This is a genomic window from Streptosporangium sp. NPDC006007 (assembly GCF_040614315.1).
GTDB lineage: Bacteria > Actinomycetota > Actinomycetes > Streptosporangiales > Streptosporangiaceae > Streptosporangium.
In genome coordinates this window covers 24,771-47,508 of sequence record NZ_JBEXUG010000011.1, presented here as the reverse complement: position 1 = coordinate 47,508, position 22,738 = coordinate 24,771, and the positions used below count along the sequence as shown (strand labels likewise).

General features: G+C 70.1%; 18 protein-coding genes. 11 read left to right on the top strand and 7 right to left on the bottom strand.

Going from position 1 to position 22,738, the window contains the following annotated elements:
• Positions 1-6 precede the first annotated feature (6 nt).
• Positions 7-960 (top strand): electron transfer flavoprotein subunit alpha/FixB family protein, encoded by a 954-nt coding sequence (locus tag ABZ194_RS11515; protein ID WP_355594951.1) that lies wholly within the window; start codon positions 7-9, stop codon positions 958-960.
• 412 nt (positions 961-1,372) lie between these two features.
• On the opposite strand, the gene ABZ194_RS11510 is transcribed toward ABZ194_RS11515, so the two are convergent.
• From ABZ194_RS11510 to ABZ194_RS11485, 6 genes are all read right to left on the bottom strand, one after another.
• The gene (locus ABZ194_RS11510) at positions 1,373-2,533 is read right to left on the bottom strand and encodes a methyltransferase domain-containing protein (protein WP_355594949.1); all 1,161 of its coding nucleotides are present in this window, start codon (positions 2,531-2,533) and stop codon (positions 1,373-1,375) included.
• Positions 2,533-3,051 carry a hypothetical protein gene (locus ABZ194_RS11505; RefSeq protein WP_355594947.1) on the bottom strand — a complete coding sequence of 173 codons (519 nt, stop codon included), beginning with the start codon at positions 3,049-3,051 and terminating at the stop codon, positions 2,533-2,535. Before ABZ194_RS11505 ends, ABZ194_RS11510 begins: the two co-directional genes overlap by 1 nt.
• Before the next feature lie 445 nt (positions 3,052-3,496).
• Positions 3,497-4,393, bottom strand: coding sequence for a transporter substrate-binding domain-containing protein (locus tag ABZ194_RS11500; protein ID WP_355594945.1), 897 nt, complete (start codon positions 4,391-4,393; stop codon positions 3,497-3,499).
• 16 nt (positions 4,394-4,409) lie between these two features.
• Positions 4,410-5,309, bottom strand: coding sequence for a hypothetical protein (locus tag ABZ194_RS11495; protein WP_355594943.1), 900 nt, complete (start codon positions 5,307-5,309; stop codon positions 4,410-4,412).
• 1,161 nt (positions 5,310-6,470) lie between these two features.
• Entirely contained in the window at positions 6,471-7,661 is a 1,191-nt protein-coding gene (locus ABZ194_RS11490) for an MFS transporter (RefSeq protein ID WP_355594941.1), read from the bottom strand.
• Between the two features lie 386 nt (positions 7,662-8,047).
• Complete coding sequence (locus ABZ194_RS11485; protein WP_355594939.1) at positions 8,048-8,554, bottom strand: TetR/AcrR family transcriptional regulator; 507 nt, start codon at positions 8,552-8,554, stop codon at positions 8,048-8,050.
• Between the two features lie 144 nt (positions 8,555-8,698).
• Between ABZ194_RS11485 and ABZ194_RS11480 the strand changes: the two genes are divergently transcribed.
• Both ABZ194_RS11480 and mnmA read left to right on the top strand, forming a co-directional pair.
• Positions 8,699-9,862, top strand: coding sequence for a cysteine desulfurase family protein (locus ABZ194_RS11480; RefSeq protein WP_355594937.1), 1,164 nt, complete (start codon positions 8,699-8,701; stop codon positions 9,860-9,862).
• A 65-nt stretch (positions 9,863-9,927) separates the two neighbouring features.
• Positions 9,928-10,998 carry a tRNA 2-thiouridine(34) synthase MnmA gene (mnmA, locus tag ABZ194_RS11475; protein ID WP_355594935.1) on the top strand — a complete coding sequence of 357 codons (1,071 nt, stop codon included), beginning with the start codon at positions 9,928-9,930 and terminating at the stop codon, positions 10,996-10,998.
• A 97-nt stretch (positions 10,999-11,095) separates the two neighbouring features.
• Here mnmA and ABZ194_RS11470 read toward each other — a convergent pair whose 3' ends face one another.
• The gene (locus tag ABZ194_RS11470) at positions 11,096-11,737 is read right to left on the bottom strand and encodes an MBL fold metallo-hydrolase (protein WP_355594933.1); all 642 of its coding nucleotides are present in this window, start codon (positions 11,735-11,737) and stop codon (positions 11,096-11,098) included.
• Between the two features lie 178 nt (positions 11,738-11,915).
• Here ABZ194_RS11470 and ABZ194_RS11465 point away from each other — a divergent pair, with 178 nt between their 5' ends.
• The 8 genes from ABZ194_RS11465 to gatB all read left to right on the top strand — a co-directional run bounded on the left by ABZ194_RS11465 (position 11,916) and on the right by gatB (position 22,663).
• Positions 11,916-12,920, top strand: coding sequence for a methionine synthase (locus tag ABZ194_RS11465; protein ID WP_355594931.1), 1,005 nt, complete (start codon positions 11,916-11,918; stop codon positions 12,918-12,920).
• 120 nt (positions 12,921-13,040) lie between these two features.
• Positions 13,041-15,221, top strand: coding sequence for an NAD-dependent DNA ligase LigA (gene ligA, locus ABZ194_RS11460; protein ID WP_355594929.1), 2,181 nt, complete (start codon positions 13,041-13,043; stop codon positions 15,219-15,221).
• A 148-nt stretch (positions 15,222-15,369) separates the two neighbouring features.
• Complete coding sequence (locus ABZ194_RS11455) at positions 15,370-17,436, top strand: EAL domain-containing protein (RefSeq protein ID WP_355594927.1); 2,067 nt, start codon at positions 15,370-15,372, stop codon at positions 17,434-17,436.
• A 211-nt stretch (positions 17,437-17,647) separates the two neighbouring features.
• Positions 17,648-17,947 (top strand): Asp-tRNA(Asn)/Glu-tRNA(Gln) amidotransferase subunit GatC, encoded by a 300-nt coding sequence (gatC, locus tag ABZ194_RS11450; RefSeq protein WP_355594925.1) that lies wholly within the window; start codon positions 17,648-17,650, stop codon positions 17,945-17,947.
• Positions 17,944-19,434 carry an Asp-tRNA(Asn)/Glu-tRNA(Gln) amidotransferase subunit GatA gene (gene gatA / locus ABZ194_RS11445; RefSeq protein ID WP_355594923.1) on the top strand — a complete coding sequence of 497 codons (1,491 nt, stop codon included), beginning with the start codon at positions 17,944-17,946 and terminating at the stop codon, positions 19,432-19,434. Before gatC ends, gatA begins: the two co-directional genes overlap by 4 nt.
• A 52-nt stretch (positions 19,435-19,486) precedes the next feature.
• Positions 19,487-20,575: an AAA family ATPase gene (locus ABZ194_RS11440; protein ID WP_355594921.1), complete on the top strand. Its 1,089-nt coding sequence runs from the start codon at positions 19,487-19,489 to the stop codon at positions 20,573-20,575.
• Positions 20,572-21,138: a hypothetical protein gene (locus tag ABZ194_RS11435; RefSeq protein ID WP_355594919.1), complete on the top strand. Its 567-nt coding sequence runs from the start codon at positions 20,572-20,574 to the stop codon at positions 21,136-21,138. The genes ABZ194_RS11440 and ABZ194_RS11435 overlap by 4 nt, the downstream gene beginning before the upstream one ends.
• Positions 21,139-21,157: 19 nt before the next feature.
• Positions 21,158-22,663, top strand: a complete 1,506-nt coding sequence (gene gatB / locus ABZ194_RS11430) for an Asp-tRNA(Asn)/Glu-tRNA(Gln) amidotransferase subunit GatB (RefSeq protein WP_355594917.1) — start codon at positions 21,158-21,160, stop codon at positions 22,661-22,663.
• The last annotated feature ends 75 nt before the right edge of the window (positions 22,664-22,738 follow it).

The window sequence follows — 22,738 nt, the reverse complement described above, 5'->3', positions numbered from 1 at the left end:
GCTGATATGTCTGAGATTCTCGTTCTGGTCGAGCACGTCGAAGGTCAGGTCAAGAAGGTCACGCTCGAACTGCTGACGCTCGCCCGGAGTCTGGGCGCGCCGTCGGCGGTCTGGGCGGGGGCCGGATACTCTCCCGACGCCAGGGCCAAGCTGGCCGAGTACGGCGCCGAGAAGGTCTACGTCGCGGACTCCGCCGACATCGGCGACTACGTCGTCGCTCCCAAGGCGGAGCTGCTGGCCCGGCTCGTCTCGGAGAAGTCCCCGGCCGCGGTGCTGGTCGCCGCGACGGCCGAGGCGAAGGAGATCGCCGGGCGGCTGGCCATCAAGATCGACTCCGGGGTGCTCACCGACGTCGTGGGCGTCCAGGACGGCATGGTCGCCGAGCAGCCGATCTTCGGTGGCGGCGTCAACGTCCGGTCGCGTGTCACCAAGGGCACCCCGATCGTCGCGGTCCGCCCCAACTCGACGCCGATCGAGGCCGCCACGGGCGCGGGCGCCGAGGAGCAGGTCTCGGTGACCCTCTCCGACGCGGCCAAGGCCGCCAGGATCGTGGAACGCGTCAAGGAGGCGAAGGGGGCGCGTCCCGAGCTCACCGAGGCCGCGATCGTGGTCTCCGGCGGCCGTGGCGTGGGTTCGGCGGAGAACTTCGCCATCATCGAGAAGCTGGCCGACTCGCTCGGCGCGGCCGTCGGCGCCTCCCGCGCCGCCACCGACGTCGGCTGGTACCCCCACCAGTTCCAGATCGGCCAGACCGGCAAGACCGTGTCGCCCCAGCTCTACATCGCGGCGGGCATCTCCGGCGCCATCCAGCACCGGGCCGGCATGCAGACCGCCAAGACGATCGTCGCGATCAACAAGGACGCCGAGGCTCCGATCTTCGAGCTCGCCGACTTCGGCGTCGTGGGTGACCTGAACCAGGTCGTCCCGCAGCTCACCGACGAGGTCACCAAGCGCAAGTAGCCGCCTGGGCGATGTTGGGCGCGCCCACCGGGGCGCCGGGCGGCCGTCAGCAGGCGCTATCAGACGCCGTCGGGCGTCCGCTGGAGGTCATCCGGGCGCCGCCAGGCGCCGCGCGCCCCGTGCGTGAACGGCGGGCGACGGCACGGCCGGGACGGCGCCGCACCTTTTCCGGGGGTGCGGCGCCGTTCCGCGTCTTCCGGGCACTGCGGAGAGTCCTTGTCGCTGCCGAGCCGCTCGGCGGCCAAATCAGCCGATCACGGGCTCGCGCGGTGGGCCGGACACGGGATCGTTACATTCGGTACGGACAGGTGGCCGCGTCATGCGCGGAACCTCCGCGCAGGCGCTTGCTTGTTCGCTTCCGGGAGGACGGGGCATTTCTCCGGTCGATCATCGGCGGTGAAGACCGGGCGGGTCAGCCGATCGTCCGGCTGGGCTCGTCCAGCCATATTCGCTGCCCCTCGGGAGCGACGGTCATGCCGAACCGGCCGCGGTCCGGCTCTCCCCAGGCGACCCACTGGAAGTAGGCGGCGACGACCTCGTCCCAGACGGGACGGTCGCCGTACTGGCGGACCTCGAACTCGGCCTGGCCCGGCCGCCAGGTCACCGCGGCGGCCCGGGGCGTGGCGGGCTCGAACACCCACAGCCGGTAGGCGTCGTCCCAGATCAGATTGCGTGAGTACAGGCCGGTCAGCGCGGCGATCGCCAGATCGGCCCCGGCCGGGGCGTGGCCGATGGTGCGCGGGTCCACCGCCGTGACGCCGGCTCGGTGGTCTCGTGTGTGGCTCAGGACGCCTCCAGGCGGGAGGCGCTGGGAGCGCATGACCATGTAGGAGGCGAACCCGGGGAAGCGGCCGTGCGCGAGCCCGCCGGGGGTGACGACGAGCCGTAGTTCGTGGCCGGTGCCGAACCCGGGGACGTACGGGGCGACGACCACGCCGCCGGGCCTGGCCTGTCGCACCCAGGCGTACGGCACCGCGCGTACCCCGCAGGTCACATGCACCCGGTCGTACGGTTCGCCTTCGGGATGGCCCCGGGCGCCGTCGCCGACGACCAGGCGCACCCGGTCGTTACCAGTGGAGGCGAGGTGCTTGGCGGCCTGTTCGGCCACCGCCGGATCGACCTCGATCGAGATGACCTGCCCGCTGCCGCCGGTCAGATGCGCGAGCAGCGCGGCCGTCCATCCGGTGCCGGTGCCGACCTCCAGCACCCGGTGACCCGGTTCGGCCTCCAGCAGGTTCAACAGCCCGGCCACGGTGCTGGGCGCCGACGAGGAGGAGGTGTAATCGGCCCCGGCGGGCAGCTCCACGACACCGTCGACGCCGGCCAGGTCGGTGATGGCCAGCGCGCCGTCGCTGAGCTGGGTGACGATCGACTCGTCACGGTAGACCGCCTCCCACCACGCCTCCGAGTCGGTGTTCCGGTCGATGACGCGAAGGCTCCCGTCGTGCGGAACCATCGCCAGCTCCGGGACGAAGTCATGGCGGGGCACCGCTCGCATCGCCTGCACGACCGGCTCCTCCAGGCGGCCCAGGGAAGCGATCAGGCGCTCGACGCGCTCGGGAACCCCGGGCACTACTTACCGCCGTCCTTGCCCTTGCCCTCACCGGCGTGCTCGCCTACGGGGTCGCGCTTCCGGTCGGGGCTGTGGACGATCTCCGACAGGTCGAGATCCCTGTCCTGGGGGCCTTTGCCGTCGTCGTGCTTTCCCACGAGCTTCTCCCCACCGTCACCCGCCCTTGTTTCCTCACCGTGACCGTATGCGCACCGAGTGTATGCGGGCAAGGGGACAGTCTTGTCACGCCGTGTACCCGCGCTGGGGCCTTCCTGCGTCGTTTCCGCCTCAGACCAGCCATGTACGCTGATCCCGATGCCGATGCGGTAGAAGCCGGCTCCGGTGGCGGTGTACGGGACGGTGTTGCCCGGGAGCATGTCGATGGGCGCCCATTCGACCTTGGCGCACCTGCTCGGCTCGGCGTTGACCACCTCGCCGTCCCAGATGCCGACGGCGAAGAAGAGCCCGACTCGCGGCCGGCCTTCGCAGGTGATGGACCACGACGGCCGGTCGCGGACGGCCGGGGGCGATGGTGACACCGACCTCCTCCCGGGCCTCGCGGACGGCGCAGCCGACGCCGGTCTTTCCCGAGGCGGGTATGACGCCCGTGACGACAGCCCAAGGATGTGGCCGGTGAGGGCCACAGCGGCGTCTTGCGGTGCTCGGTATCGACTCGGTGAAAGGCGTATCCGCTGGCGGCCAGGATGTGGGCGAGGCTCTCGTGCGGGGGGTCGGTCGTCTGGTGGGACCACCCGGGAGAGAGGTGGTCTCCGGTGGGGCGATCGTGTCTTTTGGTGCCGATTGAGGCTTTCTTCACCTGAAGTCGCAGGCCACGGCCACGTGGCGTGGGCCCGGAGTTCCCAGCCTTCGGCGGGGCCGTACATCGTCTTGTAGAGGTGGAGGTTGCCGAGGTGCGGGAGCGTGCCGCCGGTCAGGGGCTCGATGTCGAACCCGTCAAGCGCGGAGGGGAGCTCCTCTCATGGTTTATGTGCCGTTTTCGCATTCGTCGGTCTTGGTGGGGCGATAGTTGATGTAATCACTATTGGGAATATCGGGAAAATTGTCGTCGAAGAAGCTTTTCCATTCGTCGTTGAGGAATTTTTCCAGCTTCTCCTTTATGACTTCACAGTCCGCGTGGGAGTTGTTGGGGATGCCGATCCCGTAATTTTCCTCGTCCCCAAAGGAGATGTCGCTCAGTACTTTTACATGGTCTTTATATGTTTTGCTCTGCGCGAATCCGTACAGGACGATCTGGTCGGTGGAGACCGCTTCAACGTCTCCATCGATGAGTGATTCCATGCAGTCCTTCAAAGAGGGCTTGGTGGTGACAAAGATATTGCTCCCACTGGTTTCGGCCTTCTTGAGCTTGTCGTTTCCTGTTGTTTCGGCTATGGTGCATACGTTTTTTCCCGTGTTTTTCAGGTCGTCAACATCCTTGATCGTGCTGTTGTCGGCACGGACCATTACTCCCTGCTTTGTTATCAGATATGGACCGACGAAGTCCACTAGCTTTCGACGGTCATCGGTCATGGAGAAGGTTGCCACAACCATGCTGACCCCTCCCGGGCTGACCTCTCTCTGCCGGAGCTTGCTCACCCTTTCCTTAAGGGAGATGGGAACGTTTTCTTTTTCGATTTTCAGTTCTCTGAGCAGCCAATCGGCCAACTGCAGATCGAATCCATCGTTCCCGCTAGGGTTTCCCTGCTCCACGAGTGAGAAGCCGGGGTGGTCCGTGACAATGCCGATGTTAACGTGCGCACCCGGTGTGAGAGTCAGAGGGCGAGGAGCCCCAGAGAGGGGAGGAGAAGAGCCTGGAGTGGAAGCGCAGGCGGCGGAGAGAAGGACAACTCCGAGGGCGACGTATCGTAGGGAACGAATCATGAATTACCTCGGGTTCTTAGTTGAAAAGGACGGCTTCGGAGACTTCCGGTTTGACCTTGCAGCCTTTGTTGACCTTATTCAGGGTGACGAGGATGTGTCCTCCACGCTCGATTCCGGCGACAGGTAGCCGAACCTCCTTCCCGGAGGAAACATCCTTCACGGAGGAGCGTGAGGAGATTTGCCCCGGAACCCCAACCACCTCAGGGGTGACTTCGAGCCGTGCCGGTACGACGCAGTTACCCGTTGAATCCAGATTGGTAAGGCTGAGAGTGAGGGCGAGGTTCTCATAGCCTGCGGGCGGGCTGGAAAAAGTTATCTGAGCACTATCCCCCTCTTTCATTTCTTTGACATTGAATTCCGCGATCCCCGTAACACTTCTGTCGGGCTTGTGGAGAATGAACCACACCGTTGACGCGAGAAGGACTCCTATGGCCGCCGACGCCGACAGCATCCACCAGAGGCTCCGTCTTTCCACGGTGGTACGGGGAGCTCTGGGGCGATAGAAAAGCGCGATCGAGAATGAGATGGCCAGACCTGCGAGCAGCAGAGGCTCGTTCACGCCGTTTTTGGAGTAATGCGCGAGAAAAACGACTCCGCCGAGGCCGGTTCCGACGAATATTGGTATGAACCAGCACAGTTCCCGAGGGGAGAACATTCTCTGCAGCGCCAAACGGGAGACGCCCTCCGCTCTCCGGCCGGTTCCCTCCCTTTCCGAGGGCGATTCGACAGGCCCATCGTCGCTCTGCGGTGTTATGAAGGTCGCCGTGACCAGACCTACCGTGCTGACGATCGCGCCTATCACGCTGCCCAGCTTGTCGGCTGCTTCCAGCCCGGACATCGTGAGCGCCATCGTCAGTGTGCTTGCGCTGACGATGGCCAGGACTATTCCCACTCGCAACACGACGCGTCTCGTCACTCTTTACATTCTCCGGAAAAAGAAACCTGGGCCAAGGGAAGATGTCAAACCGTTATGTAAATCTCCTGGCTGCGCTGAGTTTTTCATCCTGCTTCGCGGAGTTTGGGCACGAGCCCGCTTTGGCGAGCCGACCCACACGAAGCGGGCAGTAGTCTGGACTTGGCGGCGCGCGCCGACTCCCCAGCCCCGCGTTCACCCGCCCTTCGGACGCATGCGGCTTGGCGCGGACGGAGCAGGTGCCCTTTTGGGAGGGCGGCTTGTCGCCGCCGTTGTACGGCACGGAGATCTTCTCACCTGTACCGGTTGAAGTTTCATTGAAGTACCGCACGAAGCGTTCCGGCACAGGTGGGGGCCAAGGAATATCTTGGCGGACGGCGGGGTCGACATTCGGCCAAACGATTGAAACATGCTGTGGATCGGCCTCGCGCCCACCGGGCAGGAGGCCCGGCGTGCGCACGACCGCGAACTCCTCGCGCGGAGTTCACCTGCTGATGTGTATCGTACGGAAGTCGACTCAAGCGCTTCAGCGATTGTCACACGTCTTGGGTAACGGCTGGCTTCCTCGATTGTGGTCCTGCCCGTTGAGCGGGAGACGCCCCGCTCCCGGTCGCATTTCGATGCTATTGAAGGTGTGAAGAGTGGGCACTGTCTCATCCGGTAAGGAAGGTCAGGGTGTGGGGATGCCCTACAAGCTTGCGTTCGCATATAGCCTGAGCGGGTGTTTGAGAGGTGATCGCGGGGTTCGGCGATCCATTCCAGCGGACGGAGTCCTGGCCGCTGAGCGGGATGACGTCGGTGATTCGCGACAGCGTGCCGATCGTCGCCCGTCGGAGCATCGCCTCGCTGGTCGGCGGGAGGCGAGGGGAACAACGTGTCATGATCTCGCGTTCCGTGCCTTCTCTGGCAATGGTCGCGGACCAAGGGGCCGTGGGGGACCAGCGGGATGACCTCGCTGGACGGCACGTCGGCCGGAGGCGTGACGGTGGGCAGACGGGCCGGGCCACCGCGGCGCCGGGCCTCCAGCCGGGCGTTCATCGGCTTCCCGGACGGCTGGACGTAGTCGTGATCGGCCGCGGCGTCGGCGTCGAGCGTCGCGGCCAGGACCTCGCGCTCGCCGATCTCCGGGTTGGCCAGGGGCCCATGGGAGTGGCGGTCCGGCGGTCAGGCCGCCATGGACAGTTCCTGCTCCCGGGCCTGCTGCCGGTGGGTGGCTGTGGCGCCCGGACGTGGGAGGAATCGGGCGAACAGGGTGATCAGGACGCCGAGTGCGATGGCGATGCCGAGCGCGGTCCTCAAGTCGGTCACGTCGGAGAGGAAACCGATGATCACCGGGCCGAGTAGCAGTCCCGCGTAGCCCATCGCGCTGGTCTGGGCGATGGCCGGACCCGGGTTGCCGACCGCCTCGCCCGCCAGGGACATGGCCATCGGGGAGACCGTCGCCACCGCGACACCCACGAAGAGCATGGCGGAGACCGCGATCAGGGCGGTCGGGGCCATGAGGACCACGGCGAAGGTGGCGGCGGTGGCAAGACCGGCGATGATGATCATGCTGCGGGCGCCGAAGCGGGCCCGTGCCCGGTCACCGGTGAGGCGGCCGAACAGCATGCCCGCCTCGAAGATCGGGTAGCCCAGCGCGGCCAGCGCCTCGGGGGCGCCGAGCACGTCGCGCAGGTACAGTCCGTTCCAGTCGGCGACCGTGCCCTCGACCATGAACGCGCAGAAGGCGATCACGCCGAGCAGGTAGACCACCGGCGGCATGCGGCGACGGGCCGTCGCCGCCCCCCTGGCCACGACGGGGTCGGGCAGGTAGGTGCGGCTGATGAAGATCAGCAGGGGGAGCGTGACCAGGGAGACCAGGGACAGGTGGGCGGTGAACGACAGTCCCGCCGAGATGGCCGCGGCGCCGACCAGGCCCGCGGAGATCGCCCCCACACACCAGCCCGCGTGCATGCCGTTCATCAGCGGCCGGCCGTAGGCACGCTCCACCGTCGAGCCCTGCGCGTTCATCGCGACGTCCACCGCGCCGAACGCCATGCCGAAGAGACCGGCGGCGACCAGCAGCGACGGGAAGCTCGGGGCGAACGCCAGCAGCGCCAGGGTGATCGCACAGAGGGGAGCGCCGACCCGCAGAATGCTCCGGCTGCCGAAGCGCGTCATCACCCCGCGCATCGACTGCATGGTCACCAGCGCGCCCAGGCCCCACACCAGGAGGGTGACGCCGATCGACGCCTCGGACAGGCCGAGTTTGTCGGACAGCGCTGGAATACGCACGGTCATCGATCCGCACAGCAGCCCGGCCAGCATGAATGTGAGAACCGCTCCGGTGCGAGCCGTCCTCAGGTCGCGGGTCATCGAAACTCCTTGAGGTTGGAGGCCCTGGGCTTTGGGCCTGGGGAGGAAAGCCGGTACAGCGCCGTACGGGCTGCTAGGTTGTCCGGTGGTGGCGATAACCAAGTCACCGGAGCGTGGTCGGGTGTTTCCTCGCCGCCGGGCTAGCGGAGAGGTGAAACGCCTGTGGAGCCGGGGTAGGACCTCAAGGGCGCGAGCCCGGCGGGCACCTGGCGGTGAAGCAGGAACCCCACCCCGTGAGGGGGGGATCCCCCGGCTTCAGCCGTGGGGAGGAAGTCAACGTCAATCCCTTCACAACGTGTTTTAAAAGTTCGGTAAGCGGGCACACCGAAGTCGGTCGCTTCCGCACGCGCGGGAGCGACCGCCAGTTCTCCGGGAGATTCCGCCCGTCAGGCGGGCAGCAGGCCCAGCAGACGCCGTTTCAGCTCGGCGTAGTGCTCGTCGTTGTAGAGACCGGGGTCATGGCTGGCCACGTCCCACAGTCCCTCGCACGCGAGGCGGACGATCTGCGCCGCCGCCGGGTCGGGCTCGCCGGCGAGCCCCTCGCGGTGCCACCGGGCCATCGCCTCGCGCAGCGGGGCGAGCAGGTAGGGGTTGCCCGAGGCCCCGGTGACCACGGCCCACCGCCGCAGCCTGCCGCTCCGCACGGCGGCGAACGTGGCCGCCAGATAGCTCTTGGTGTAGGTGTTGTGGCCCTGAGCGGCGACGAGCTCGTCGAAATCCGCGATCAGTCGCTCGACCATGCCCTTGATCAGGGCTTCCTTGGTGCCGAAGTGGTAGAGCAGGCCGCCCTTGCTGCATCCGGCGCGTTCGGCGACGGCCGACAGGGTCAGAGCCTGGGAGCCCTGGTCGCAGAGCAGATCCTCCGCCGCGTCCAGCAACCCCTCCCGCTTCATGTCCGTTACTGTACCGTCCGGACGGTTTAGTGGTCAAATGCGCGGACGGTCCGCTCGTTAACCGGCAAATGCGGGGGCGGCCTTCTCCTTGACCACCGATACCCTTGAAAGGCCATCACCGGTCCGGGGAAGGGGAGTGCGGTAGTGGAGTCCGCCTATCTCGATCATGCGGCGACCACGCCGATGCTTCCCGAGGCGATCGAGGCGATGGTCGCCCAACTCGATCAGGCCGGCAACGCGTCGTCGCTGCACACCGCGGGCCGCCGCACCCGCAGGGTCGTGGAGGAGTCGCGGGAGAGCATCGCGGACGCGCTCGGCGCCAGGCCCAGCGAGGTCGTGTTCACCTCCGGCGGCACCGAGGCCGACAACCTGGCCGTCAAGGGCCTCTACTGGGCGCGTCGCGCCAAGGGCGCGAACCGGATCCTGATCAGCGCCGTCGAGCACCACGCCGTGCTCGACCCCGCGTACTGGCTGGGCGACCACCAGGACGCCGTCGTCGAACCGCTCGACGTCGACGAGTTCGGCCGCGTGCATCCGCGGACCCTCCGCGCCGCCGTCGAGCGCGACCCGGACAGTGTGGCCCTGGTCAGCGTCATGTGGGCCAACAACGAGGTCGGCACCGTCCAGGGGGTCCGCGTGCTCGCCGCGATCGCCCGCGACCACGGCATCCCCTTCCACACCGACGCGGTCCAGGCCATCGGCCAGCTTCCCGTCGTGTTCGCCGACTCCGGGGTGGACGCGCTGACCCTCTCCGGCCACAAGGTCGGCGGCCCGATGGGCGTCGGCGCGCTGCTGCTCGCCCGGGGCGTCGACCCCGTGCCGGTGCTGCACGGCGGCGGTCAGGAGCGCGACGTGCGCTCCGGTACCCTCGACGCCCCCTCCCTGGCCGGGTTCGCCGCGGCGGTGCGGATCGCGGTGAGCCGCCGGGCCGAGACCTCCGCCCGGCTCGCCGGGCTCCGCGACGACCTGATCCGCGGGGTCCGCCAGGCCGTGCCCGACGTGACGCTCAACGGCGACCCGGTGGACCGGCTCCCCGGCAACGCGCACTTCTCCTTCCCCGGCTGCGAGGGGGACGCGCTGCTCATGCTCCTGGACGCCAAGGGCGTGGAGTGCTCCACCGGGTCGGCGTGCTCGGCGGGGGTGGCACAACCGTCCCACGTCCTGCTCGCCATGGGCGCCGGCGCGGTCCGGGCGCGGGGCTCGCTCCGCTTCTCGCTCGGTCACACCTCGACCGAGGCCGACGTGGACCGGGTGGTCGCCGTGATCGGCACGGTCGTCGAGCGCGCCCGCCGCGCGGGCCTCAGCTGACCCGACCTCCGAGCCCGTTCCAGGCCGACGCGCGGGTGGCCGACGCGGGTACGCTCAGGGGTGTTATGAGACTTCGCGTGCTTGCCGCCATGTCCGGCGGCGTCGACTCCGCAGTGGCGGCCGCCCGCGTCGCCGAGGCGGGCCACGACGTCACCGGCGTGCATCTGGCGCTCTCCGCCAACCCGCAGTCGTATCGGACCGGCGCCCGGGGGTGCTGTACGGTCGAGGACTCGCGGGACGCCCGCAGGGCCGCCGACGTGATCGGCATCCCCTTCTACATCTGGGACATGGCCGAACGGTTCCACCGGGACGTGGTCGAGGACTTCGTCAGCGAGTACGCCGCGGGCCGGACGCCCAACCCGTGCCTGCGGTGCAACGAGAAGATCAAGTTCGAGGCGGTCCTGGAGCGGGCCCTCGCGCTCGGCTTCGACGCGGTGGCCACCGGGCACCACGCGCGGATCGCCGACGGCGTGCTGAGCCGCAGCCCCGACGGGGGCAAGGACCAGTCCTACGTGCTCGGCGTGCTCACCAGGGAGCAGCTCAGGCACGCCGTCTTCCCGCTGGGCGACTCGACCAAGGCGCAGGTCCGCGAGGAGGCCGCGAGGCGCGGGCTCATGGTGGCGAACAAGCCCGACAGTCACGACATCTGCTTCATCGCCGACGGCGACACCCGAGGCTTCCTGGAGGCACGCCTCGGCGCGGCCCAGGGGCCCATCGTCGACGAGTCCGGCGAGGTGATCGGCGCGCACGAGGGGGCGTACGGCTTCACCGTCGGCCAGCGCAAGGGCCTGCACATCGACCGTCCGGCCGCCGACGGCCGCCCACGCTACGTGCTGTCCATCGAACCGGTCTCCAACACGGTCACCGTCGGCCCGCGCTCGGCCCTGGAGGTCACGACCATCGTGGCGGAGCGCCCGGTGTGGAACGGCCCGGTCGCCGAGCCGCGTGAGCCGCTGGCCTGCACGGTCCAGCTCCGCGCGCACGGAGAGGTCTACGGCTGCCTGGCGCTGCTCTCCGATGAGGAGGTCCACCTCACGCTGGACGCCCCCGCCACCGGGGTCGCGGCCGGGCAGGCGGCCGTGCTCTACCTGGGAGACACCGTGATCGGATCGGCGACCATCGCCAGGGCGGCCTGACCCGGTCCCCGGCCCCGCCCGGAACCGCGCCCCGGCGGACGGGGACCTCCGGGAAGGGTGATCCGGCGGGCGGTGACCTCCGGGGCGGGGAGGGCGTTCAGGGCAGGGTGACGGACTCGCCCGGCTTCAGACGGCGCATCTCCGCCTTCTGCAGGTCGGACTCCATGCCCAGCCAGGTGTCGATCAGGCCGAGGCCGACCTCGTTGAGCAGGCCGTCGTGGGTGGAGAAGGCCCTGGCCGGGCGGATCAGGCGGAGATACTCCACCATCTCCAGCGCTTTCATCCACGGCGCGTTGGTCGGCACGAGCAGGGTGGGGACCTCGACCCCGGGCGGGGTGAAGGCGTCGCCCGGGTAGAAGACCTCCTCGTCCACCAGGAAACCGACGTTCCGTACGATCGGCAGGTCGGGATGGTTCGGCGCGTGCCACTCGCCGACGACCCGCACCCCGAAGCCGGCCGTGTCGAAGGTGTCGCCGTGCCGTACGACCTGGATGTTCGCCGGGACGCCGGCCAGGGCGGCGGCCACGGCCTCGTTGGTCCAGATCTCCAGCGACGGGTTGGCCTGGGCCGCCCTGCGCAGCCGGCCGGCCTCCACGTGGTCGAAGTGCTCGTGGGTGATCAGGACGGTCGCCGCGCCGTCCAGCGCGGCCTCCTCGCTGAGGGCTCCCGGGTCGATCACCAGGATCGACCCCTCCCTCTCAAGGCGGACGCACGCGTGCCCGAACTTCGTCAGCTTCATCGAAACTCCTTGAGCGTGAGGACCCCGGGCTCAGCCCTGGGAAGGAGGCCAAGATCCCAGCCTAGGCCGGAGGGGTGCCCGGCGGTCCTAAGCTGGCAGCCGTGAACGATCGAGGCGGGCGGGCCGGTCCGCGCGGTGACGGCCGTCCGTGCCTCGACGAGCGTGGCTGGGAGCCGGCATGAGTGAATATCCGTGGGACGAGTCGACCGCGACCGGTGTCGGGTCGCATCCGGGAGAGGACCACGCGGAGGCGGTCAGGGTCGTCTTCGGCGAGGTGCCCGCGCTGCCGTACCTTCCGGAGCTGCCCGCCAGGGGCGTCGGCGCCGACATGATCGGCCGGACCGCCTCGCTGCTGGTGGAGCTGCCGGTGGAGGTGCAGCCGTCGGGCTGGCGCTTCGCCGACCGGCCGGGACGCGACTCCAAGCGGGCCCGTGACCATCTCCTGCGCGACCTCGACGCGCTGGAGGAGACGGCCCAGGGGCACGAGGGCCCCTTCAAGGTTCAGGTGGCGGGGCCGTGGACGCTGGCCGGGGCGATCGAGCTGCGCCACGGCGACAAGACACTCGCCGACCCCGGGGCGGTGCGTGATCTGGTGGAGTCCTACGCCGAGGGGCTCGCCGCGCACGTCGCCGACGTCCGCGGGCGGGTGCCCGGCGCCTCGCGGATCGTGGTCCAGCTCGACGAGCCGGGGCTGCCCGCCGTCCTGGCGGGTACGGTGCCGACCGCCTCGGGGTTCGGGCGGCTGCCGGCGATCGACGCCCCGGTCGTCACCGACCGGCTCGGCGCCGTGCTCCCGGCGGGGGCGTTCACCGTCGTGCACTGCTGTGCGCCCTCCGTCCCCTTCGACGTCCTGCGCCGGGCGGGGGTCGACGGCGTCTCGCTGGACGCCTCCCTGCTCAGGCGGCGCGACGAGGACGTGATCGGCGAGTCGATCGAGGCCGGGATCGCGCTGCTCCTCGGCGTCGTGCCCGCCGTCGACGCCCCGCTGCCCGATGTCGGGGTGGTCGCCAAACCCGCGGTCGGGCTCTGGCGCCGCCTCGGCTTCCCCGTCGCCGGCCTGGCCTCGCAGGTCGTGCTCACCCCCGCCTGCGGGCTGGCCGGAGCCTCACCCGGCTACGCCAGGGCGGCCCTGGCCAGGTGCCGGGAGGCGGCCCGCGTGCTGCGGGACGATCCGGGTGAGTGACCTTCCCCGCATCCGAGTGATCTCCCGGGCGTTGGCCATCTACGGGTAAGGCCGTCCCGTACTGTCGGTGCCCGGCGATAGCGTTTCCCTCGGTTGTGGTTGACGAGGGGAGAGCCGGCGATGGGTGCCGAGGTCGAGGGTGTGCCGGTGGCGGCGTTGGAGCGGCACGCCGAGCTGGCCGAGTTGGTCGACGAGGCCAACTGGCGTTACTACGTGCTCGACACGCCTACCGCGAGCGACGCCCAGTACGACACGTGGATGCGCGAGCTGCAGCGCCTTGAGGAGGATCATCCCAGTCTGCGCACGCCCGACTCGCCGACGCAGAAGGTCGGCGCGCCGATCTCCACTGATTTCGCGCCGGTCGCCCATCTGAGGCGGATGGAGAGCCTGGACAACGCGTTCAGCCTCGACGAGATCGTCTCCTGGCAGGCGCGGGCCGAGCGGCTGGCCGAGCACGACCCGGCCCCCTATCTGTGCGAGCTGAAGGTGGACGGCCTGGCCATCTCGCTCCTGTATGAGCAGGGCCGCCTCGTCAGGGCCGCGACCCGGGGTGACGGCCGGGTGGGCGACGACGTGACGGCCAACGTGCGCACCATCGCGGATGTGCCGCACCGGCTGGCCGGCGCCGGCGTGCCCACGCTGCTTGAGGTGCGGGGCGAGGTCTACATACCGGTCGATGGGTTCGCCAGGCTCAACGAGCAGCTGCTTGAGGCGGGCAGGCCGCCGTTCGCCAACCCGCGTAACTCGGCCGCGGGATCGCTACGGCAGAAGGACCCCAGGATCACCGCGCAGCGCCCGCTGCACATGATCGTCCACGGTGTCGGCAGCTGGGAGGGGGCCGCTCCGCCCCGGACCCACTCCGAGGTCTACCGGCGGCTCGGGGAGTTCGGCCTGCCGGTCAGCGACCTCTACCGGGTCGTCGACGACCTCGACGGCATCGGCGCCTTCATCGAGTTCTACCGGGAGCACCGCCACGACCCCGCCTACGAGATCGACGGTGTCGTGGTGAAGGTGGACCGCGTCGAGATCCAGCACAACCTGGGTTCCACCAGCCGGGCGCCTCGCTGGGCGATCGCCTACAAATACCCGCCCGAGGAGGTCAACACCAAGCTCAGGGACATCCAGGTGGGGATCGGCCGCACCGGCCGGGTCACGCCGTACGGCGTCATGGAGCCGATCGTGGTCGCCGGTTCCACGGTCGAGCGCGCCACGTTGCACAACGGCTCGGAGGTCGCGCGCAAGGGGGTCCGCATCGGCGACACCGTGGTGCTGCGCAAGGCGGGCGACGTCATCCCGGAGATCGTCGGGCCGGTCGCCGACCTGCGTGACGGCACCGAGCGTGAGTTCACCATGCCGACGCGCTGCCCGGAGTGCGGCACCGAGCTGGCCTATGAGAGGGAGGGCGACGCCGACCTGCGCTGCCCCAACACCAGGGCGTGCCCGGCCCAGCTCCGTGAGCGGATCTTCTTCGCCGCCGGGCGCAGGGCCTTCGACATCGAGGGGCTGGGTTATGTGGCGGCCACCGCGCTGACCCAGCCGCTGCCGCCGCAGGAGCCGCCGGTCCGCACCGAGGCCGACCTGTTCGACCTGACCATGGACCGGCTGCTGCCGATCCGGTCGGTGGTCCGCGACGCCGACACCGGGCTGCCCAAGGCCGACCCGGAGACCGGTGAGCCCAAGGTCGTCTCCTTCTTCGCCAACCAGAGCGGCGAGCCGAGCAAGAACGCCGAGAAGATGCTGGAGGAGCTGGAGAGGGCCAAGGACCAGCCGGTCTGGCGGGTGCTGGTCGCGCTCTCCATCCGGCATGTCGGGCCGCCCACCGCCCAGGCCATCGCCGCCGAGTTCCGTTCCGTGGACGCGATCGCGGCGGCCTCGGAGGAGGAGCTGGCCGCGGTGGAGGGGGTCGGCCCGCGGGTGGCCGCCGCGATCCGCGACTGGTTCGAGGTCGACTGGCACCGGGAGATCATCGACCGCTGGAAGGCGGCGGGGGTCCGCATGGAGGACGAGCCGCCGGCCGAGCGGCTCCCGCAGACCCTGGCCGGTCTCACCTTCGTGGTGACCGGCACGCTGGCGGCCTTCACCAGGGACGAGGCCGGTGCGGCCCTCGCCGCCAGGGGGGGCAAGGTGTCGAGCTCGGTGTCGAAGAAGACCTCCTTCGTGGTGGTGGGGGAGAACGCCGGATCCAAGCTCGACAAGGCGGTCAAACTCGGTGTTCCGGTGCTCGAAGAGAACGGTTTCCAGGTTCTGCTGGCCGAGGGCCCCGAGGCCGCGGGGGCGCTGACGGTCACCGCGGAGGAGTAGCCGTCGCCCGGCGGAAGCGGCGGGAGGGGAGCCGTCGTACCGCGACAGGCGCCCCAAATGACCGGTAACGGAACGTGCGCAACCGGTTTCGCGAAGTGGCCCAGAGGCCGTACTCTCCCATAGTGAACTAATGGGGGTTTTGTTACTCATGGCCGACCCAAACGACACACGCGACACCGGACCGCGCGTGGGCTCACCCCTGTGGGCCTATCTCGCCGCCGTCATCACGACCGGGTTCATCGTCCTCGCGGTGGCGCCGTGGCTGATCGGCTCGGAGCAGTTGGCGGGCCTCGTCCGCAGCCCGCTCTTCTGGATGCTGACGGTCCTGGTCGTGCTGGGCGAGCTGCGGCCGGTGATGCTGTCGTCGTCGATGACGGTGGGCGGCACCTACCCGTCGACGATGTTCGTCTTCGCCGCCCTGCTCCACTACGGGCTGCCGGTCGCGGTGCTGGCGCAGGCGGTCGGCATCGTGGTCAACGCCGCGGTCACCCGCAGGGCGTGGCACCGGATCATGTTCAACATCGCGCAGGCGACGCTGGCCTGCGCCGCGGCCGGTGCGGTGCTCGGCGTGGTCGGCGGACGCCGGGCCTCGGGCGTCCCCTGGGTGCCCGAGGGGAACGACATGCCGGCGATCGTGCTGGCGGGGCTCGCCTACTTCGGGGTCCGGGCGCTGCTGGTCTCCGGCGCGGTGGCGCTGCACGAGCGGCGGTCGATCCACCGGGTGATCAGGACCACCATCGGCCACCAGAGCCTGGTCTACACCGGGTTGCTCGGCCTGGCCCCGCTGGTCGTGGTGGTGATGAACCACTCCCCGGCGCTGGTGCCGCTCTTCGTCGCGCCGATGGCCGCCGTCTACTTCACCGCGACCCTGTCGGTCCGCCGCGACCACCAGGCGACGCACGACGGGCTCACCGGGCTGCCCAACCGCAAGATGCTCGTGGTCAGCACCGAGGAGGCGCTCGCCGAGGCGCGACCGGGCGAGCGGGTCGGCCTGCTCCTGCTCGACCTCGACCGGTTCAAGGAGGTCAACGACACCCTCGGCCACCCGGTCGGCGACCGGCTGCTGCAGATCGTGGCGCATCGGCTCACCCACAGCGTACGGCCGGGCGACGTGGTGGCCAGGCTCGGCGGTGACGAGTTCGCGGTGCTGCTGCCCTCGGTCAGGGACGCCGCCGCGGCCCGGGAGGTGGCCGCGCGACTCCGGGTGGCCCTCACCGAGCCGGTCCGCCTGGAGGGCATGACCTTCGACCTGGACGCCTCGGTCGGCATCGCCCTCCACCCCGACCACGCGCCGGACTTCGAGCTGCTGATGCAGCGCTCCGACGTGGCGATGTACCTCGCCAAGGAGGGCCGCACCGGCGTCGAGATCTACGTCGCCGACAAGGACCGCAACAGTCCCGAGCGGCTCAACCTCCTCGGTGACCTGCGCAGGGCCATCGACCGCTCGGAGCTGCGGCTCCACTACCAGCCCAAGCTGGACCTGGTCGGAGGGCAGGTGCGCGGGGTGGAGGCGCTGCTGAGGTGGCGCCACCCCGAGCGAGGGATGATCTCGCCGGGCGAGTTCGTGCCGATGGCCGAGCAGTCCTATCTGATGCACCTTCTGACGCAGTACGTCATCGACGCCGCCCTGGAGCAGGCCGCCCGCTGGTGGCGTGCCGGCCTGCGCGAGCAGATCTCCGTCAACGTCTCCGCCCGCGATCTGCTCGACTCGGCCCTTCCCGAACGGCTGGGGGCGGGCCTGGCCCACTACCGGCTGCCGCCGAAGGCGATCCAGCTGGAGGTCACCGAGCGTGTGCTGATGACCGACCAGGCGTACACCGCCGACGCGGTCCGCGCCCTGGCCGCACTCGGCGTCCAGCTCGCGCTGGACGACTTCGGCACCGGCTACTCGTCGCTGGTCCGCCTGCAGCGGCTGCCGGTCTCCGAGGTCAAGATCGACGCCTCGTTCGTCCGCCGGATCGTCGAGTCCAAGGACGACGAGCGGATCGTCCGCTCCATCGTGGACCTGGTCCGCTCCCTGGGGCTCCGCTCGGTCGCCGAGGGCGTCGAGTCGGACGAGGTGGCCGCCCGCCTGGCCGACATGGGCTGCGAGCTGGCCCAGGGCTGGTTGTTCGCCGAACCCATGTCCGCCGCCGACGCCACCGTCTGGCTCAGCGAGCACCGGGACCCTTCGGCCTCGGGCCTCGGCCTGCTCCGCCCGGCCAAGGCGCTCTGACCCTCCGGCGCCCCGTTCCGCGTCTCCACCGGGTCTTCGGACATCCCCCTCCAGGTGTCGCCGGATCTTCGGACGCCCCGCTCCACACCTTCGCGGGGCCGTTCGGCACCCCTCGCCGAGGTGCCGGGGAAACAATGAGTCGGGCACGTCAGGTCACGAGCCCTAGGATGACAGTGTCCAATTGCCATTCATGAAACGGGTTCAACGACTCATGTCCGCCATAACCCGCGATGAGGTCGCTCACCTCGCCCGGCTGTCCCGGCTGGCGCTGGCCGACGAGGAACTCGACCACTTCGCCGCGCAGCTCGATCAGATCATCGGTGCGGTCGCCCGCGTCGCCGAGGTGGCGGCCGACGACATCCCGCCGTCCTCGCACGCGCTCCCGCTCACCAACGTCTACCGTCCCGACGAGGTGCGGCCCGGCCTGACGCCCGACCGGGCGCTGGCCGCGGCCCCCGCCGTCGAGGACGGCCGCTTCCGTGTTCCGCGCATCCTCGGGGAGGAAGCATGAGCCTCGTCCACAAGTCCGCAGCCGAGCTCGGCGCACTGGTCACGGGTGGTGAGGTCTCGGCCGTCGAGGTCGCCCAGGCGCACCTCGACCGGATCGCCGCGGTGGAGCCGCGGATCAACGCCTTCCTGCACGTCGACGCGGAGACGACCCTGCGGCAGGCCCGCGAGGTCGACGCCCGCCGGGCCGCAGGGGAGGACCTCGGCCCGCTCGCCGGTGTGCCGATCGCGCACAAGGACGTCTTCACCACCACGGACATGCCGACCACGGCCGGCTCCAGGATCCTTGAGGGCTACCGCCCGCCGTACGACGCGACCGTGACCCGGCGTCTGCGCGAGGCCGGCCTGGTGATCCTGGGCAAGACCAACCTCGACGAGTTCGCGATGGGCTCCTCCACCGAGAACTCCGCCTACGGCCCCACCCGCAACCCGTGGGACCCGTCCCGCGTCCCGGGCGGCTCCTCCGGCGGCTCGTCCGCCGCGGTCGCGGCCTACGAGGCCCCGCTGTCCACCGGCACCGACACCGGCGGCTCGATCCGCCAGCCCGCCGCGGTCACCGGCATCGTCGGCATGAAGCCGACCTACGGCGGCTCGTCCCGCTACGGCGTGATCGCCTTCGCCAGCTCGCTGGACACGCCCGGCCCCTTCGCCCGCAACGTGATGGACGCCGCGCTCCTGCACGAGGCGTTCTCCGGCCACGACGTCATGGACGCGACCTCCATCGACGCCCCGGTGCCCTCGGTCGTCGAGGCGGCGCGCCACGGTGACGTGGCGGGGCTCCGTGTCGGCGTGGTCAGGGAGTTCGGCGGCGACGGCTACCAGGCGGGGGTGCTGGCCCGCTTCCACGAGAGCGTCGAACTGCTGGAGTCGCTCGGCGCCAAGGTCGTCGAGGTCTCCTGCCCGTCGTTCACCACCGCCCTGCCGGCCTACTACCTGATCGCCCCGTCGGAGGCCTCGTCCAACCTGGCCCGTTTCGACGCCATGCGGTACGGCCTGCGCGTCGGCGACGACGGCACGCGGAGCGCCGAGGAGGTCATGGCGCTGACCAGGGCCGCCGGGTTCGGCGCCGAGGTCAAGCGGCGCATCATCCTGGGCACCTACGCGCTGTCCAGCGGTTACTACGACGCCTACTACGGCCAGGCGCAGAAGGTCCGCACGCTGATCGCGCGCGACTTCGAGGCGGCCTTCCAGCAGGTGGACGTGCTCATCTCGCCGACCACGCCGACCACGGCGTTCCCGATCGGCGAGCGGGCCGACGACCCCATGGCGATGTACCTCGCCGACCTGTGCACCATCCCGACCAACCTGGCGGGCAACGCGGCCATCTCGGTGCCGTGCGGCCTGGCGGACGAGGACGGGCTGCCGGTGGGTCTGCAGATCATGGCCCCGGTGCTCGGCGACGACCGCTGCTACCGGGTGGCCGCGGCCGTGGAGGGCGCTCTCGAAGCCCGCTGGGGCGGCGCCCTGCTGTCCAGGGCTCCGGTGCTGTAGGGCTTTTTCCGAAAGGACAGGGCGGAAGCGGGGAGACAGGGGGAACGGTGGCATGATCACTCGGATCGAGATCGACGGGTTCAAGTCCTTCTTGAACTTCGTCCTCGACGTGCCGCCCTTCCTCGCGCTGGTCGGCCCCAACGCCAGCGGCAAGTCGAACCTGTTCGACGCGCTCGGCTTCGTCGCCGACGAGATCACCGGTTCCGGCGGCCTGCTCTCGGCGGGCAGGGGGCTGCCCGCCGAGCAGTTCCACCGGGTCGCGCGAGGCGCCCCCGTGCCCGGGTTCGCCGTCTCGGTGGAGGCCCTGGTCGCCCCCGAGCCCGGTGCGGTGCTGCCGATCCGGTTCGACGTGGGGGCCGAGATGGTGCTCCGCATCCCCCGGTCCAGCGGGGCCGTGGTCAGTCACGTGGCCCACCACCTCCCGGAGGAGCTGCTGGAGTTCATCGTGGAGGATCCGGAGCCGGGGGTGACGCCTCGCCGTACGGTCCAGTCGTGGCACCGCTACGCCCTGTCGCCGCAGGCGATGCGGTGTCGGTGCTCTCCGGCGGAGCGGGGTCCGCTCGCGGCGGACGGACGCAACCTCGCCGCGGTGCTCGGGCGGATGGCGGGGTCGGCGGCGCTCGCCGACCTCGTGGCCGACCTCGCGGGCGTCGTGCCCGACGTGGTCGCGCTGGCGCCCAGGCTCGACCGGGAGGAGTGCGCCTTCGACCTGGTGGTGGACGGTCAGGGGAGCGTGCCGTCCGCGCTGCTGTCGGACGGGACCCTGCGGGTGCTCGGCCTGCTCACCGCCCTGCACGATCCGGACCATCCGGGAACCCTGCTGGTCGAGGAGATCGAGAACGGCGTGCACCCCAGGCGGCTGGGCGAGCTGCTGCGGCGGATCCGGCACCGGATCGCCGAGCCCGGGGGAGATCGGCCGTTCCGGCAGGTGATCCTCACCAGCCACTCCCCGGTGGTGGTCGCCGAGGGCTACCGGACGGACCCGGACGCGCTGATCTTCCTGGACACCGCGGTCCGCGTCGACCCCGACGGGGACCGGGTGTCGCGGGTGACCGTGGCCAAGCCGATCCAGCCGGACGGTGAGCCGGGCACGTTCGTCTCGCCCCGGCAGGTCCGCAGATATCTGGAGGCCGCGGCATGAGCCGCCCGCTGGTCCCCGGGCTGATCGCCGAGTGCGAGGCCGACGAGGGTTTCCTCGGAGTGGTGATCTCCCGCCAGCTCCGCGAGCTCACCTGGATGTCGCCGCACACCGTCGACGTGGAGGCGACCGAGATCGTCGCGTGCGACCGTGAGCACATGGTCACGGCGCTGGAGGAGCTGGCGGCCGACTGCCACCTGCTCTTCACCCACGACGACGAGCGGGCGCGCGGCAAGGCCGAGGGCGTCCGCTACCACTCGCACTATCTGGTGCCGGTCATCGGCCTGGGGAACACCGAGGTCTGGCTGCTCGCCGACCGCGGCGTGTGGGCCGGGCTGGCGGGCAGCGACCTGAGCCTGCTGCCCGCCCGGCCGCGTGACGTCGAGCGGATCGCCGACCCGTCCGGGATCCTGGCGGCGACCGTTCCCCGGCGGGGCAAACCGATCCGCGACTACTTCGAGTACATAGGACGCAACATCGACCTCGCCGTCCTGGCCCAGGTGCCCGCGTACGCGAACTGGGTCGCCGAGACGAGGAACGCATTGAAAGGACTTGGTTACCTGTGAGCAGAGTGGTGAACGACCGATGAGCGCGGAGACGCTGATGCCGTACGACGAGGCGCTGGAGCGCTTCGAGCCGGTGCTGGGCCTGGAGACGCACGTCGAGCTGGGTACGGCGTCGAAGATGTTCTGCGGCTGCCCGGCCACGTTCGGCGCCCCGCCGAACACCCAGGTCTGCCCGGTCTGCCTGGCCCTGCCGGGGGCGCTGCCGACGACCAACGCCGCCGCGATCGAGTCGACGATCCGCATCGGCCTGGCCCTCAACTGCTCGATCGCCGAGTGGTGCCGCTTCGCCCGGAAGAACTACTTCTATCCGGACATGCCGAAGAACTACCAGATCAGCCAGTACGACGAGCCGCTCTGCTTCGACGGCTACCTCGACGTCGAGGTGGACGGCCGGACCGTGCGCATCGAGATCGAGCGGGTCCACCTGGAGGAGGACACCGGCAAGTCCACCCACGTGGGCGGGGCGACCGGCCGTATCCACGGCGCCGACTACTCGATCGTCGACTACAACCGTGCCGGCATCCCGCTGGTGGAGATCGTCACCAAGCCCATCTCCGGCACCGACCGGCTCGCCCCCGAGGCCGCCCGAGCCTACGCCACCGAGCTGCGCGAGGTACTGCGCACGCTCGGCGTCTCCGACGTGCGCATGGAGGAGGGCTCCATGCGGTGTGACGTGAACGTCTCCCTCATGCCGCGCGGCTCGGTGGAGTGGGGCACCCGCACCGAGACCAAGAACGTCAACTCGCTGCGCAGCGTCGAGCGCTCGGTCCGCGGCGAGATCGAGCGCCAGGCCGCGATCCTGGCGGGCGGCGGCAGGATCGTGCAGGAGACCAGGCACTTCCACGAGGACACCGGCACCACCACCTCGGGCCGGTCCAAGGAGGAGGCGCAGGACTACCGCTACTTCCCCGAGCCCGACCTGGTGCCGATCGCGCCGGACCCCGGGTGGGTGGCCACGCTGAAGGCCGCGCTGCCCGAGCTGCCGCGCCTGCGGCGCAAGCGGCTCCAGCAGGAGTGGGGCGTGTCCGACCTGGACATGGAGTCCATGCACAACGTCGACGCCATCGACCTGGTCGAGGCGACGGTCGCCGTCGGCGCCCCGCCGGCGGACGCCCGCAAGTGGTGGATGGGCGAGCTGGCCCGCCGGGCCAACGAGGCCGGGGTCGCGCTGGTCGCGCTGCCGATCACCCCCGACCAGATCGCCCGGGTGTGCGCGATGGTCGCCGGGGGGGCGCTCAACGACAAGCTGGCCCGCCAGGTGCTGGAGGGCGTGCTGAACGGCGAGGGCTCCCCGGACGAGGTGGTCGCCGCCCGCGGGCTGCAGATCGTCAACGACGAGGGCGAGCTGTCGGCGATCATCGACCAGGTGCTGGCCGACAACGCCGCCGCGGTGGAGAAGGTCCGCGGCGGCAAGGTCGCGGCGGTCGGCGCGCTCGTCGGCGGCGTCATGAAGGCCAGCCGGGGCAAGGCCGACGCCGGCCGGGCCCGCGAGCTGATCCTGGAGAAGCTCGGCGTCTCCGGGTAGCCCGGCGGAAAAGGCGAGGCCCCGCCGCATTTCCGGTGCGGCGGGGCCTTGAAGGCCGTCGAGGGCGCGACGCCC